We start from the raw sequence: 13,878 nt of genomic DNA on the forward strand, positions 1-13,878 counted from the left end.
GTAACGGATGAAATGGAGGATAAGCCCGCGCACGTTAACCCGCCGCGTGCGTGAAGTCGCCCGCGGCTTCGGGCTGGTAGTGCAGCGCGGTCACGCGCAGGCGCAGCGCGCGGCCGCCCGGGCCCTGCCAGTCGATCGACTGGCCCACCGCCAGGCCGAGCAGGGCGCTGCCGACCGGCGCCAGCACCGAGACGCGGCCTTGCGCGGCATCGGCCTCGTGCGGATAGACCAGGGTCAGCTGGTGACGTTCGCCATGCAGTTCGTCTTCGCATTCCACGCGCGAGTGCATGGTGACGATGCCGGCGGGAATCTGTTCGGGCGCCATCACGGTGGCGCGGCCGAGTTCGGCGGCCAGCGCGAGCGCGGCCGGTTGCTGGCTCAGGGCCGGGGATTCGAGCAAGGCCTCAAGACGGGCCAGGTCGTGGCTGGAAACGATCAACGAGGGGGGCAGGCCGCTTTGCGGTTGCGAGGACATGACAGACTCCTTGGGTCACGAAAAAGGCGGCGCTGCGAGGCGCCGCCCGGATGGCGCTGGCTGTCGCGTGGTACCGGCTGCCTGGCCGGTGGCCGCGCTCAGACAGCGGTAGGGGTGTGCTGCGACGGCAGCAGCTGTTCCAGCACCGCCAGCAACAGCGGGCCGTCGAACAGGGCGGTGTAGCTGACGCTGACCTTGCTGCCGCCACGCAGCTGGAACTGCAGGCGCGAGGTCCACGCCGACACGTCCATGCCGACGATGTCGTCGACACGGATCTCGTTGCCGGCGAAGGCGATGCGCTCGCGGCTCAGCTGCACGGTGTCGAGCGGGCCGCGGGTGAAGCCCTTCATGTTGACCGCGAATTCGCGGGCGATCGCACCGGCCGTGGTGACCATGCGGAAGCTCACGCTCTGCCCGGCATCGAGCTGGGCCATCAGCACCGGCACGCGCGCCTGCAGATAGCCGTGCATGAAGCGGTCGAGGAACTTGTGGTAGCCGCCGATGTTGCCGTTGGCGGCTTGCCACTGTTCCTGGCCTTCGCGGCGCCAGCCGAGGTTGACCGAGAGGCCGGCGCGATAGAACTGGCAGGTCTCGACGATGTCGCGGTAGAGGTAGGTGCCGTCGCTGCGCTCGGGGAATCGGCGCACGCCCAGTTCGCCCTGTTCCCAGCCGCCGCGGCGGATCGCCCAGCCCAGCAGGATCGTCAGCACGCCGACCGATGCCAGGCCGAGCATGATCCATTGCAGCGTCTGCGCCGCTTCCGGCGCGACCTTGTCGCGGACCACGAACAGCAGCACGCCGCAGGCCAGCAACGCCAGGCCGAACAGCATGACCAGGATCGACAGCGTCGCATTGTTGCGATGGCGGCCGAGCACGGTTCCGATGGAGGTCATCTCAATCCTTTCCCAAGTAATGGGGCGGGATTGTCTCACTCCCGGCAGCAACCCGGCGTTAGCGCCGCCCAGGCAGGTTGCGCCCGTGCCGCTGCATCGCTCAGGCCGCTGCAACCGGCGGCGGCGCGGTGGTGACCGCGGCGACCGCCGCAGGTGCGGCCTTGGCCGACAGCAGCGCCTCGGGCAAGGCCTTGAACAGTTGCGCCAACTGCTGCAGGAAATCGCTCATCGCCGAGCTGCGGCGCCACAGCATCGCGATGCGCCGGCTCGGGCCGGCGGCGTCGTCGAAGCGCAGCAGATGGATATTGGAGGAGCTGGCCACCGGCGGCTGCACCGCCAGCAGCGGCAGCAGAGTGACGCCGACGTTGGCGGCGACCATCTGCCGCAGCGTCTCCAGGCTGGTGGCCTGGAATTCGGCCTTTTCCAGCGCGCCGGACAGGTGGCACACGTCCAGCGCCTGTTCGCGCAGGCAATGCCCGTCCTCCAGCAACAGCAGCCGCTGCTGGTGCAGCTCGCTCAGGCTCAGCGAATCGCGCTTGGCCAGCGGATGGTTTTCCGGCACCGCCAAGACGAACGGTTCTTCGAACAGGAACTCGCTGTGCAACTGGTCGTCGTGCAGCGGCAGCGCCAGCAGCGCCGCGTCGAGCCGGCCTTCGCGCAGGCGGCTCAGCAGGACGTCGCTCTTTTCCTCGATCAGCAGCAGTTCCAGCTGCGGGAAGCGCTCGCGGATGCTCGGGATCACGTGCGGCAGCAGGTACGGGCCCAGCGTCGGGAAGATGCCCAGGCGCACTGTGCCCGCTTCCGGATCCTGGCTGCGCCGCGCCGCTTCCTTCATCTGCTCGACCTCGGCGACGATGCCGCGCGCGCGGCTGGCCGCCTCGCGCCCGGCCGGGGTCAGCATGACCTTGCGAGGCGCGCGCTCGACCAGCGGCACGCCCAGTTCGTCCTCGAGCTTCTTGATCTGCGTGGACAACGTCGGCTGGCTGACGAAGCACGCCGCCGCGGCGCGCCCGAAATGCTTGTGATCGGCCAGCGCCACCAGGTACTTCAGATCACGCAGGTTCATCGGCAGGTTCCTTGGCGGTGCGGTCGGCGCGGCGTGGGGTTGCTCGCCCCGGAACAGCATAGGCCCCGCGCCGGGTCGCGGCGCGGGGCAGGTCGGATCAGGCCGCTTCGGCGACCGAGTTGCTGACCGGCGCACTGCTGCGGATCAGGTGGTCGAACGCGCTCAGCGCCGCCTTGGAGCCTTCGCCCATGGCGATGACGATCTGCTTGTACGGCACCGTGGTGGCGTCGCCGGCGGCGAACACGCCGGGCAGCGAGGTCTGCCCGCGGTCGTCGACGACGATCTCGCCGCGCGGCGACAGCGCCACCGTGCCCTGCAGCCACTCGGTGTTGGGCAGCAGGCCGATCTGCACGAAGATGCCTTCCAGCGCGATCCGGTGGATGTCGCCGCCGACGCGGTCCTTGTAGACCAGCCCGGTGACCTTCTGCCCGTCGCCGGTGACCTCGGTGCTCTGCGCGTTGACGATGATGTCCACGTTGCCCAGGCTGCGCAGCTTGCGCTGCAGGACTTCGTCGGCGCGCAGCTTGCCGTCGAACTCGACCAGGGTGACGTGGCTGACGATGCCGGCCAGGTCGATCGCCGCTTCCACGCCGGAGTTGCCGCCGCCGATCACCGCCACGCGCTTGCCCTTGAACAGCGGGCCGTCGCAGTGCGGGCAATAGGCCACGCCCTTGTTGCGGTACTGGTCCTCGCCGGGCACGTTCATCTGCCGCCAGCGCGCGCCGGTGGACAGGATCACCGTGCGGCTCTTCAGCGACGCGCCGTTGGCCAGCTTGATCTCGACCAGGCCGTCGGCGCCGGCCGGGATCAGCTGCTCGGCGCGCTGCAGGTTCATGATGTCCACCTCGTACTGGCGCACGTGCTGCTCCAGCGCCGCGGCCATCTTCGGGCCTTCTGTCTCCTGCACCGAGATGAAGTTCTCGATCGCCATGGTGTCCAGCACCTGGCCGCCGAAGCGCTCGGCCGCCACGCCGGTGCGGATGCCCTTGCGCGCGGCATAGATCGCCGCCGCCGCGCCGGCCGGGCCGCCGCCGATCACCAGCACGTCGAACGGCGCCTTGGCCGCGATGCTGGCCGCGTCGCGCTTGGCCGCGCCGGTGTCGAGCTTGGCCACGATCTGCTCCAGGCTCATGCGGCCCTGGTCGAACACTTCGCCGTTGAGGTAGACGGTGGGTACCGACATGATCTGCCGCGCCTCGACCTCGTCCTGGAACAGCGCGCCGTCGATCGCCACGTGCTTGATGTTCGGGTTCAGCACCGCGGCCAGGTTCAGCGCCTGCACCACGTCCGGGCAGTTCTGGCACGAGAGCGAGAAATAGGTTTCGAACACGTACTCGCCGGGCAGGTTGCGCACCTGCTCGATGACCTCGGCGGTGGCCTTGGACGGATGCCCGCCGACCTGCAGCAGCGCCAGCACCAGCGAGGTGAACTCGTGGCCAAGCGGCAGTCCGGCAAAGCGCAGGTGGATGTCGTGGCCGGGGCTGCCCAGCGCGAACGACGGGGTGCGCTCGCCGCTGTCGCGGTGCACGTCCAGGCTGATCTTGTCCGACAGCAGGACCAGGTCTTCGAGCAGGTCGAGCATCTCGCGCGACTTGGCGCCGTCGTCGACCGACGCGGTGATGTGGATGGGCCGAACGACCCGCTCCAGGTAAGCCTTCAACTGGGTTTTCAGATCGGCATCCAACATGGCGGACTCCTGACGATGGGCAAAGCGTGGGGAAGGCGTTGCTGCCGCAGAGGGCAGGCCGCCGTGAAGAATTGGGAGGAGGGGTGAACCGCAGCCGGCGCTGCCGGTGGCGGGCGAGCCGAGCGCAATGCCGGCTGCGGTTCACCCCCACCCCCGCCGGGACGGCGGAGATGGGAGCGTGGCGGCTTAGATCTTGCCGACCAGGTCCAGCGACGGCTTCAGGGTCTTTTCGCCTTCCTTCCACTTGGCCGGGCACACTTCGCCCGGATGCGCGGCGACGAACTGCGCGGCCTTGAGCTTGCGCAGGGTCTCGGTGACGTCGCGGGCGATCGCGTTGTCGTGGATCTCGAGGGTCTTGATCACGCCTTCCGGGTTGATCACGAAGGTGCCGCGCAGGGCCAGGCCTTCTTCCTCGATGTGCACGCCGAACGCGCGGGTCAGCTGGTGGGTCGGATCGCCGACCAGCGCGAACTGCGCCTTGCCCACGGCCGGCGAGGTCTCGTGCCACACCTTGTGCGAGAAATGGGTGTCGGTGGTGACGATGTAGACCTCGGCGCCGATCTTCTGGAACTCGGCGTAGTTGTCGGCGGCGTCTTCCACTTCGGTGGGGCAGTTGAAGGTGAAGGCGGCCGGCATGAAGATCAGCACCGACCACTTGCCCTTCAGGTCCGCGTCGGTGACTTCGATGAATTCGCCGTTCTTGTAAGCGTTGGCCTTGAACGGCTGGACCGGGGTGTTGATCAGGGACATGGAGTTTCCTCGTGGTTGCGAAGGGGGCGGGTGGTTAGAACGAGGCTCATCATAGGAGCGGGCGATAGATATCTCAAATCGATTGATGGAATTGAATAGATAGGTTTGGTCTATCGCTATTCAAGCCTGGCTCTTTGCTGCGCTGCGGGGGACGCACGCAGTCCTGAAGTTCTACCACGTTGGCTTTTCCGGACCGCTGCGGCATCGTGACGTCGATGAACGCCTCCACCCCCGAGTCCCTGCTGCGCGCGGCGTGCACGCAGATCGAGCGCGCCGACGCCGAAGCCCTGTTGATCCACGCCCTGCAGCGCGACCGCGCCTGGCTGTTCGCGCACGCCCGCGACCCGCTGCCGGCCAGCGGCGTGCAAGGCTTCGGCGAACTGCTGGCGCGGCGCGCGCAGGGCGAGCCGGTGGCCTACCTGACCGGACGGCGCGGCTTCTGGACCCTGGACCTGGCGGTCGGCCCGGCCACGCTGATCCCGCGCGCGGACACCGAGCGGCTGGTGGAGCTGGCGCTGGAGCGGGTGGACGCGGCGCCGGGCCGGCGCATCGCCGACCTGGGTACCGGCAGCGGCGCGATCGCGCTGGCGCTGGCCAGCGAGCGGCCGCAGGCGCAGGTGCTGGCCACCGACCTGAGCGAAGCGGCGCTGGCGGTGGCGCAGGCCAACGCACGCGCGCATCGCCTGGAAAACGTCGCGTTCGCCCACGGCCCCTGGCTGGCGCCGCTGGCCGCGCAGCGTTTCGACCTGATCGCCAGCAACCCGCCCTACATCGCCGCCGGCGACCCGCACCTGGCCCAGGGCGACCTGCGCTACGAACCGGCCAGCGCCCTGGCCTCCGGCGCCGATGGCTTGGACGACATCCGCCAGATCGTCGCCGCCGCACCCGCGCACCTGCTGCCGGGCGGCTGGCTGCTGCTGGAACACGGCTGGGACCAGGGCGAGGTGGTACGCGCGCTGCTGACCGCCGCCGGCTTCGACGCGGTGGCGACCCACCAGGACCTGGAAGCGCGCGACCGGGTCAGCCTGGGGCGTCGGCCGGCTGGCTGAAGCGGATCGCAAGCGGCCGTGCCTGTGGCGGACGCCGCGCTGGCGCTTGGGTCGGCGGAATGCGATGCGACGGCGAACGCGGCAGGGCTGCGGCTTCCCCGCTAAAATCGCGTTTTTCCGCAGGAGCCGCCATGCGCACGCTATATCCCGAGATCGAACCGTTCGACAGCGGCACGCTGCCGGTGGACGCGCGGCATACGCTGCACTACGAACAGTGCGGCAACCCGCAGGGCAAGCCGGTGGTGCTGCTGCACGGCGGGCCGGGCGGCGGCTACAACGCCAAGATGCGGCGCTTCCACGATCCGGCCAAGTACCGCATCGTGCTGTTCGACCAGCGCGGTTCCGGCCGCTCCACGCCGCATGCGGACCTGGTCGACAACACCACCTGGGATCTGGTGGCCGACATCGAGAAGCTGCGCGAGACGCTCGGCATCGAGCGCTGGCAGGTGTTCGGCGGCAGCTGGGGCTCGACCCTGGCGCTGGCCTACGCGCAGACCCATCCGCAGCGCGTCACCGAGCTGGTGCTGCGCGGCATCTTCATGCTGCGCCGCTGGGAGCTGGAGTGGTTCTACCAGGAAGGCGCCAGCCGGCTGTTCCCGGATGCCTGGGAACACTACATCGCCGCGATCCCGCCGGTGGAGCGCGCCGACCTGATCTCCGCGTTCCACCGCCGCCTCACCAGCGACGACGAGGCCACGCGCCTGGCCGCCGCCCGCGCCTGGAGCGTGTGGGAAGGCGCCACCAGCTTCCTGCACGTGGATGCGGATTTCGTCAGCGGCCACGAGGACGCGCAGTTCGCGCTGGCGTTCGCGCGCATCGAGAACCACTACTTCGTCAACGGCGGTTTCTTCGAAGTGGAAAACCAGTTGCTGCGCGACGCCGGCAGGATCGCCGACATCCCCGGGGTGATCGTGCAGGGGCGCTACGACGTGGTCTGCCCGGTGCAGAGCGCCTGGGAGCTGCACAAGGCCTGGCCGAAGGCGAGGCTGGAGATCACCCCGAGCGCCGGCCATTCGGCGTTCGAGGCGGAGAACATCGACGCCCTGGTGCGCGCCACCGACGGCTTCGCCTGACGCCGCGCCGCGTGCCGTCGCAACGCCGGCACGCGGCTTTCAGCGGGAGCGAAGGGCGCTAGAGATAGAGCCCTTCGGTACGCAGCGCCGCGGCGCCGGTGCCGGCGCCGCTGGCCGGGGCAGCGGGGCGCGGGTCCAGCCGCGCCTGGTCGGTCTCGTCGGTCCACACCACGAACGATTCCAGCGTGTTGTAGCCGAAGGTGTTGCTGATCGCCACGTCGGCGGCGTCGCGGCCACGCGCGATCAGCACCCGGCCGATGCGCGGCAGGTTGTGGCGCGCGTCGAAGGTGTACCACTGCCCGTCCAGGAACGCCTCGAACCAGCCGGAGAAATCCATCGGCGCGGTCGAGGCGGGCACGCCGATGTCGCCCAGGTAACCGGTGCAATAGCGCGCCGGGATGTTCATGCAGCGGCACAGCGCGATCGCCGAATGGGCGAAGTCGCGGCACACGCCGCGGCCTTCCTGCAACGCCTGCGCGGCGCTCTTGGTCGGCCGCGCGTGCTCGTAGCCGAATTCGATCTGCGCATGCACGTAGTCGCAGATCGCCTGCACCCGCGCCCAGCCGGTCGGCGCGCTGCCGAACAGGTCCCAGGCCATGCCGCTGAGCAGGTCGGTCTCGCAGTAGCGGCTGCCGAGCAGGTACATCAAGGTGTCGTCGGGCAATTGCTCCACCGGCGTCTGCGGCGCGTCGTAGCGGTACTGGTCGGGCAGGCCGCTGTCGCGCACTACCGCATCGGCGCGCAGGGTCAGCACGCCGGCCGGGGCCAGCATGCGCGTGCAGCTGTTGCCGAACTGGTCGCGATAGCCGTGCAGCGGGATCGCCGGTTCGGTCTGCAGCGCGGTGGCCACGACGATGTCGGTGCGGCGGCTGTCGTGGATGTCGAGCATGGCCAGCACCGGGGTCGGCTGCAGGAAGCGGTAGCGGATCTCGTAGCCGAGGCGGATGAGCATGGGGGCGTCCGGTGCGTGCAGCTGGGGGGCGTCCAGGCGGACGGCGAGTGCACCGAGAGTGCGCAGCGCGCGCTCAGCCCGGTGTGAAGGCAGCTTGCAACCGATTCAGCATGCTGAGCAAGCGCTGCGCCCATTGCCGCTGTCCGGCGGGCTCGGCGATCAGGTCCTGGCGGATCTCCAGTTCCACGTGCGCCAGGCCGCGCGCCTCGGCGTGCACCGGGATCGCGTAGTCGGTGGCGTCGCTGACCGAGTACGGCTGGTTGTCGCCGACCACCAGTCCCGGCTCGGCGCGCAGCTGCGCCAGCAGCGCCTGCGCGAAACGGGCATCGCGCTGGTACAGCACGCCGGCGTGCCAGGGCCGGGCCACGCCGGCCATCGACGGGGTGAAGCTGTGCATGGCGATCAGAATGGTGGGCAGGCCGGCGTCGCGGCGCCGGTCCAGTTCGGCGGCGATGCGCGCGTGGTAGGGCGCGAAGATCGCGCTGGCGCGCGTCGCGCGCGCGGCGGCGTCCAGGCCCTGGTTGCCTGGCACCACGGTGCCGTCGCTGGCCTCGGCGATCGAGCCTGGCGCCGCCAGCGGCCGGTTGCAGTCGATCACCAGCCGCGAATAGGTCTGGGTGATCGCGAACGCGTCCAGCGCCTGCGCCAGTTCGCGGGTGACGCCATCGATGCCGATGTCCCAGCCGATGTGCCGGTCCAGTTCGGGTTGCGGCAGGCCCAGGCCTGCCAGCGCCTGCGGCACCTGCTGCCCGGCGTGGTCGGCGATCAGCAGGTAGGGCGAACGGCCTTGCGGCTGGTAGACGCGGTAGGGCGGCGGATCGCCGGCGCCGAGCAGCGCCGATGCGCTGCCCGCGTGCGGGGCCGGGTCAGCCACGCGGGGTGCCGTCCAGCTGGTGCTCGATCATCCACAGCCCGGCCCACAGCTTGGCGTCCAGTTCATAGCCTTCGCCCATCTTCTGCACCAGCCAGGCCGCGGCGCGGGCGCGCGGCACGGCGTGCACGGTGATGTCCTCGCTGGCGTCGCCGCCGCCGTCGCCGATCTTGCGCAGGCCGCTGGCGCGGACGAAGGCGACCTTCTCGCTGCTGGCGCCGGAGGAGGTCGGGCCGATCATCAGCACTTCGGCGTGGTCGGCGGTCCAGCCGGTCTCTTCCTCCAGCTCGCGCACCGCCGACACCTCGATCGATTCGCCGGCGTCGATGTCGCCGACCAGCCCGGCCGGCATCTCGATGGTGCGCGCCTGCAGCGGCACGCGGAACTGTTCGACGAACAGCACTTCGTCGTCCGGCGTCACCGCGACGATGATCACGGCCAGGCCGCCGGCATGCACGCGTTCGGAATATTCCCAGGTCCCGCGCACCACCATGCGCTGGTACTTGCCTTCGTAGACGATGCGGGGCGGGGAATCGTGGCGGGGCATGGGCGTTCGCTCGAATGAGGAGGAAGGAGGATCGGCGGCGCGGATCGCGATCGCCGGATGGCTGAAGTGTAGGGCCATCGACATCGCGACGATGCCAAGACGCCGCGCGACGTGCTGGCGTGGTGTGCGATACCGTGACATAGATCCAGGCGCGGCGAAGCGGGCACTACGGTCCCATCGGCGATGCCTCTGCAGCGTCCTGCTCGCGCAGTGCCGCGATGAAAGCGCGCAGTGCGGCGGGATGTGGCGGTGGTCTGGGAGTGGAGGCATAACCCGGAATCGGGGGAGGACATCGCCGCTGGTGGCGGCGCGGCGGCAGGCCTCCGAGGAGCGCTACATGGCGCTCATGCGCGCGCAGCTCGATTCGATGGATCGAGCGGGGCAGCGACCTCCGACCGACCTAGGATCGTCCCGGGCGGTGCCCGCAGGCCATCTATTCGCCGACCGTCGCCAGCCCCGCCGCCTGCAGCAATCTGCGCCGGGTCAGCGGGCCGAAGCGCAGCGCTTCGCACAGGCCGTGCAGCATGTCGGCGTCGGCCTGGCCGCGGGCGAAGCCGGGCGCGGCCGAGTGCAGCGGCGCGTCCAGCGCGATCGTGGCCAGTTGCCGCCACAGCAGCGCGTGTTCGCGCTGCTCGCGCAGGCGCACCGCCATCTGCGCCGCGCCGCGCAGGCGCAGGAACGCGACCTCGTCGATCCGCAGCAGCAGCGTGTCCAGGTCGCCGAAATGCGCCAGCAGGATCGCCGCCGACTTGGCGCCGATGCCGGTGACCCCGGGAATGTTGTCGATCGCATCGCCGGTCAGCGCCAGGTAGTCGGCGATCTGGTGCGCATGCACGCCGTGCCGCGCCTTGACCCCGGCCGCGCCCCAGCGCTGGCCGCGGGCGTAGTCCCATTGCTCGTCGAATTCGAGCAGCAGCAGTTGCGACAGGTCCTTGTCGGCGGACACGATCACGCCGTGGAAGCCGGCGCCGCGCACGCTGTGCAGCGCGCTGCCGATCAGGTCGTCGGCCTCGTAGTCGTGGTGCGCCAGCACGCCCAGGCCCAGCGCCGCGCACAGCGCCTTGCAGTGTGCGAACTGGCGCCGCAGCGCATCCGGCGCCGGCGCGCGGTTGGCCTTGTAGGCGGGATAGAGGCGATTGCGGAAACAGCTGTCCAGCGCTTCGTCGAAGGCGATCGCGATGTGTTGCGGGCGCTCGCGTTCGAGCAGGTCGAGCAGGAACCGGGCGAAGCCGTGCACCGCGTTGGTCGGCCAGCCCTGCGCGTCCTGGAACTCGTCCGGGATCGAATGCCAGGCGCGGAACACGTACAGGCTGGCGTCGACCAGGTACAGCGGCCGCGAGCTCGGCAGCGCTGCGTTCACGGCGTCCAGTCGCTGAGCAGGTGCTGCGGATCCGGGCGCTCGCGCTCGGGCACCTGCAGGCGCGGGGTGCCGATATGGATGAAGCCGGCGATGCGCTCGTTCTCGGCCAGGCCTAGCCGCGCGGCGACCGCGGCGTCGTAGGCCATCCAGGCGGTCAGCCACTGCGCGCCGAAGCCGTAGGCCTGCGCCGCCTGCAGCAGCGCGAAGCAGACCGAGCCGGCGGTCAGCCACTGCTCGATCTCCGGCACCTTCTCCTCGCGCTGCAGGCGCACGATCACCGCGATCGCCAGCGGCGCATGCGCGAAGCGCGCGCGGTCCTTCTCCACCGCGGCCGGCGGGGCGGCGGGGTCGCGCTGCAGCGTGCGCTCGGCCAGGAAGTCGCCCAGCGCCAGCCGCGCCGGACCGGCGATGCGCAGGAACCGGAACGGCACCAGTTTGCCGTGGTCGGGCACGCGCACCGCCGAACGCAGCATCGCCAGCAGGGTCGCCGCGTCGGGCCCGGGCTCGCCCAATTGCTTGGACGGCACCGAGCGGCGCTCATCCAGCGCTTGCAGCGAGTGAAGTGTGCGCATAGTCTCGATTCCGTGGGGCGGGCGCCGAATTATAGTCGGGCGCCCAACAGCGGCAGCGGATGCCGCGGTTACACGGAGAGTCAAGCTTCATCCTCGATCTGCCGCTAACTTCCGAATTGACGTCGGTCTCACTTGCGCTTGCGTATCACACTGCCATGACAATCGCCGAATATGCCGAGGAGTTGCTGCCCAGCCGCAACTCGGACCTGCTCGACCAGGTCCGGGACGTGGTGTCGGTGCCGCTCGCCGGTGCGTTCGGCGAAGTGCTGGACGTGCTCGCCGATGCGCTGTTCCGCATGGCCGAGCGCGCCGGGCCGACCCAGAACGACTATTTCGAGGCGATCCAGCTGCTGCGGCAGCAGCGCGAGCCGATCGCGGCGCGCTTCCGCGGCCATCTGGCGCAGGCCTGGCAGGCGCTGGAGGCCGGTCGCCCGCTGTCGGTGGAACGCACCCTGGCGCGCGAGCGCGGCGACCTGAGCCTGGTGTCCGAGCAGGAACTGGACGTGCGCCTGGCGGTGCGCAACCTGGCCGGCGCGATCCAGCACCGCTGGCGCCCGGAACTGATGCGGCTCAACCGCTTCCTCGGCTTCATCGCCGGCGGCCAGCGCATCGATGCCGACAACAATCCGTTCGGCCCCGAACACGTCGGCGCGGCGGTCTACGCGGCGCTGCACGGCCTGGTGCTGGCGCCGCAGGTGCAGCTGGCGATCGTCAAGATCTGCGAGCAGGAACTGCAGGAGCGGGTCGGCGAGCTGTACGGGCGGCTGGAGCAGCGCCTGGACCAGGTCGCGCGGGCGCGCTCGCTGCCGACGGGGCGCACGCGCCGCCGCGCGATCCCGCGCAACGGCGCTGGCGCTGGCGGCGATGACGATGCGGCGCCGGACTGGATCAGCCGCTTCTTCGAGACCTGGAACGCCGCCGCGCCGTTGTCGGCCACGCAGCGCCGCGTCGCGCGCGCGCTGGACGCGCATGCGCGCGACGACCACGAGGTGCTGCCGCCGGCGTTGCGCGCCTTGCTGCACGAGGCGCAGCCGGCCGCGGCAGACACCGCCGACGACGCGCGCCGCAGCCTGTCGCCGCGCGAACTGTTGTCGATCCTGTCGCTGCTGCAGACCACGCCGCTGGCCGGCTTCGCCGCCATCGGCGAACACGGCGGACCGCTGGCGCAGGGGCTGCGCCGGCAGGTGGTGGCGGTCGGCGCGTCGCTGGGCCTGGATCCGGCCGGCACCCGGCTGGAGCCGGCCGATGCGGACACGCTGGAGCTGGTCGGGCTGCTGTTCGAAGTCATGCTCGACGAATGCGTGCTGCAGCCGGCGCAACGCGAACTGCTCGGGCAGATGCTGGTGCCGATGGCCAAGGTGGCGCTGATCGACGGCCGCCTGTTCGTGCGCGACGGGCATCCGGCGCGGCGCCTGCTCAACCTGCTCGCCGATGCCTGCGACGGCAACGCCGGCGACACCGCCGCCGAGCAGGCGCTGCTGGCGCAGGCGCAGGCGGTGGTGGAGCGGGTGGTGCGCGATTTCGACGAGCACCTGGCGGTGTTCCTGAGCCTGGAAGCGGAATTCGGCGGCGCCTACGAGCAATACCGGCGCCGGGTGGAGATCGCCGAGCGCCGCGCGGCCGAAATGCAGCGCGCCGAGGAGCGCCGCGACCGGGCGCGGCGCCTGGCCGCGCAGGCCGTGGACGAACGCCTGCAGCGCGACGCGCATGGCACCGCGCTGCCGGCACCGATCGAAACCTTCCTGCGCCAGCCCTGGTGCCAGTACCTGCAGCAATCGGCGCTGCGCGACGACGGCCACGGCGCGGCGGTGACCGCGGCGCTGGCGCTCGGCGACGCGGTGCTGGCGCAATGCCGCCAGGCGCAGGCCGGGGGCGGCATGCCGGCCGCCGGCTGGCTGCAGCCGCAGCGCGCCGAGCTGTTGCGGCTGTGGACCAGCGTCGGCCTGGACGCGGCCGCCGCCGAGGCCGCGTGGCTGGCGCTGCACGCGGCGCTGGACGACCTGGCGCATGCGCGCCCGCTGCAGACGCCGGCGCCGGCCGCCGTGGTCGCGCCCGAAGCGCCCGCGGCGGAGACGGTGCCGTCGCTGCCGGAACCGGCGCAGGCCACCGATTTCGACCATGTCACCGCCGATTATTTCCGCACGCTGGCGATGGGCACCTGGCTGGACTTCGTCGATCGCGAGGGTCGCGTGCAACCGGGCAAGCTGTCCTGGGTGAGCCCGATCTCGGCGCGGCTGATGTTCGTGAACCGCCGCGGTGGCCGCCTGTGCGTGGCCTCGCCGGAGGCGCTGGCGATGATGGTACGGCTGGACCGGTTGCGCCTGCATCGCGACGACGATGCGTTCTATAGCGCGATGCAGGGCGCGGTGGACCGGCTGGAACGGGTCGCGGCCGCCGCCTGACCCGCGGCGCCGCCCCGATTTCGCACGCCGCTGCAGTTTGGGTTACGCATGGACGGCCTACGATGAGGGGCGAGTCACGTTCCGGAGCATGAAATGCGCTATGCATCACGGTTGTCGTTCAGGTACCTTGCCTACCATGCAGAGGCGGAAACAGGGGCCGCGTCCGTTCGACTTCCTTTTA

13 protein-coding genes are annotated in these 13,878 nt (G+C 70.5%); 3 read left to right on the forward strand and 10 right to left on the reverse strand.

Annotated elements, in window-relative coordinates; translation table 11 throughout:
• Positions 1-34: 34 nt before the first annotated feature.
• The 5 genes from rnk to ahpC form a co-directional block, all read right to left on the reverse strand.
• Positions 35-475 carry a nucleoside diphosphate kinase regulator gene (gene rnk / locus J2Y70_RS20715; protein WP_263397365.1) on the reverse strand — a complete coding sequence of 147 codons (441 nt, stop codon included), beginning with the start codon at positions 473-475 and terminating at the stop codon, positions 35-37.
• A gap of 98 nt (positions 476-573) precedes the next feature.
• Positions 574-1,368, reverse strand: coding sequence for a hypothetical protein (locus J2Y70_RS20720; protein WP_309921989.1), 795 nt, complete (start codon positions 1,366-1,368; stop codon positions 574-576).
• Positions 1,369-1,468: 100 nt separating this feature from the next.
• A complete protein-coding gene (locus J2Y70_RS20725; RefSeq protein ID WP_263397367.1) occupies positions 1,469-2,434 on the reverse strand; it encodes a LysR substrate-binding domain-containing protein in 966 nt (321 codons plus the stop codon).
• Between the two features lie 97 nt (positions 2,435-2,531).
• A complete protein-coding gene (gene ahpF, locus J2Y70_RS20730) occupies positions 2,532-4,121 on the reverse strand; it encodes an alkyl hydroperoxide reductase subunit F (RefSeq protein WP_263397368.1) in 1,590 nt (529 codons plus the stop codon).
• 186 nt (positions 4,122-4,307) lie between these two features.
• Entirely contained in the window at positions 4,308-4,871 is a 564-nt protein-coding gene (ahpC, locus tag J2Y70_RS20735; protein WP_263397369.1) for an alkyl hydroperoxide reductase subunit C, read from the reverse strand.
• A 215-nt stretch (positions 4,872-5,086) separates the two neighbouring features.
• Here ahpC and prmC point away from each other — a divergent pair, with 215 nt between their 5' ends.
• Together prmC and pip are read left to right on the forward strand one after the other, a co-directional pair.
• Entirely contained in the window at positions 5,087-5,920 is an 834-nt protein-coding gene (prmC, locus tag J2Y70_RS20740) for a peptide chain release factor N(5)-glutamine methyltransferase (protein WP_309921995.1), read from the forward strand.
• 131 nt (positions 5,921-6,051) lie between these two features.
• Complete coding sequence (gene pip / locus J2Y70_RS20745) at positions 6,052-6,993, forward strand: prolyl aminopeptidase (protein ID WP_309921997.1); 942 nt, start codon at positions 6,052-6,054, stop codon at positions 6,991-6,993.
• Between the two features lie 58 nt (positions 6,994-7,051).
• On the opposite strand, the gene J2Y70_RS20750 is transcribed toward pip, so the two are convergent.
• The 5 genes from J2Y70_RS20750 to J2Y70_RS20770 all read right to left on the reverse strand — a co-directional run bounded on the left by J2Y70_RS20750 (position 7,052) and on the right by J2Y70_RS20770 (position 11,295).
• On the reverse strand, positions 7,052-7,945 hold the full coding sequence (locus J2Y70_RS20750; RefSeq protein WP_309922000.1) for a transglutaminase family protein: 894 nt from the start codon (positions 7,943-7,945) through the stop codon (positions 7,052-7,054).
• 73 nt (positions 7,946-8,018) lie between these two features.
• Positions 8,019-8,819: an N-formylglutamate amidohydrolase gene (locus J2Y70_RS20755; RefSeq protein WP_309922004.1), complete on the reverse strand. Its 801-nt coding sequence runs from the start codon at positions 8,817-8,819 to the stop codon at positions 8,019-8,021.
• Positions 8,812-9,363 (reverse strand): NUDIX hydrolase, encoded by a 552-nt coding sequence (locus J2Y70_RS20760; protein ID WP_309922007.1) that lies wholly within the window; start codon positions 9,361-9,363, stop codon positions 8,812-8,814. Before J2Y70_RS20760 ends, J2Y70_RS20755 begins: the two co-directional genes overlap by 8 nt.
• 433 nt (positions 9,364-9,796) lie before the next feature.
• The gene (locus tag J2Y70_RS20765; RefSeq protein WP_263397375.1) at positions 9,797-10,723 is read right to left on the reverse strand and encodes a 5'-3' exonuclease H3TH domain-containing protein; all 927 of its coding nucleotides are present in this window, start codon (positions 10,721-10,723) and stop codon (positions 9,797-9,799) included.
• Positions 10,720-11,295 (reverse strand): nitroreductase, encoded by a 576-nt coding sequence (locus J2Y70_RS20770; RefSeq protein WP_309922012.1) that lies wholly within the window; start codon positions 11,293-11,295, stop codon positions 10,720-10,722. Before J2Y70_RS20770 ends, J2Y70_RS20765 begins: the two co-directional genes overlap by 4 nt.
• 155 nt (positions 11,296-11,450) lie before the next feature.
• Between J2Y70_RS20770 and J2Y70_RS20775 the strand changes: the two genes are divergently transcribed.
• Positions 11,451-13,697: a DUF1631 family protein gene (locus J2Y70_RS20775; RefSeq protein WP_309922016.1), complete on the forward strand. Its 2,247-nt coding sequence runs from the start codon at positions 11,451-11,453 to the stop codon at positions 13,695-13,697.
• The last annotated feature ends 181 nt before the right edge of the window (positions 13,698-13,878 follow it).

Source organism: Xanthomonas sp. 1678, assembly GCF_031455575.1.
Classification (GTDB): Bacteria; Pseudomonadota; Gammaproteobacteria; order Xanthomonadales; family Xanthomonadaceae; genus Xanthomonas_A.

Coding starts and splice junctions, on each gene's coding strand:
- J2Y70_RS20720 (WP_309921989.1), bottom strand. CDS start 1,368: ATGACCTCCATCGGAACCGTGCTCGGCCGCCATCGCAACAATGCGACG.
- prmC (WP_309921995.1), top strand. CDS start 5,087: ATGAACGCCTCCACCCCCGAGTCCCTGCTGCGCGCGGCGTGCACGCAG.
- J2Y70_RS20760 (WP_309922007.1), bottom strand. CDS start 9,363: ATGCCCCGCCACGATTCCCCGCCCCGCATCGTCTACGAAGGCAAGTAC.
- ahpF (WP_263397368.1), bottom strand. CDS start 4,121: ATGTTGGATGCCGATCTGAAAACCCAGTTGAAGGCTTACCTGGAGCGG.
- J2Y70_RS20750 (WP_309922000.1), bottom strand. CDS start 7,945: ATGCTCATCCGCCTCGGCTACGAGATCCGCTACCGCTTCCTGCAGCCG.
- rnk (WP_263397365.1), bottom strand. CDS start 475: ATGTCCTCGCAACCGCAAAGCGGCCTGCCCCCCTCGTTGATCGTTTCC.
- ahpC (WP_263397369.1), bottom strand. CDS start 4,871: ATGTCCCTGATCAACACCCCGGTCCAGCCGTTCAAGGCCAACGCTTAC.
- J2Y70_RS20725 (WP_263397367.1), bottom strand. CDS start 2,434: ATGAACCTGCGTGATCTGAAGTACCTGGTGGCGCTGGCCGATCACAAG.
- J2Y70_RS20770 (WP_309922012.1), bottom strand. CDS start 11,295: ATGCGCACACTTCACTCGCTGCAAGCGCTGGATGAGCGCCGCTCGGTG.
- J2Y70_RS20775 (WP_309922016.1), top strand. CDS start 11,451: ATGACAATCGCCGAATATGCCGAGGAGTTGCTGCCCAGCCGCAACTCG.
- pip (WP_309921997.1), top strand. CDS start 6,052: ATGCGCACGCTATATCCCGAGATCGAACCGTTCGACAGCGGCACGCTG.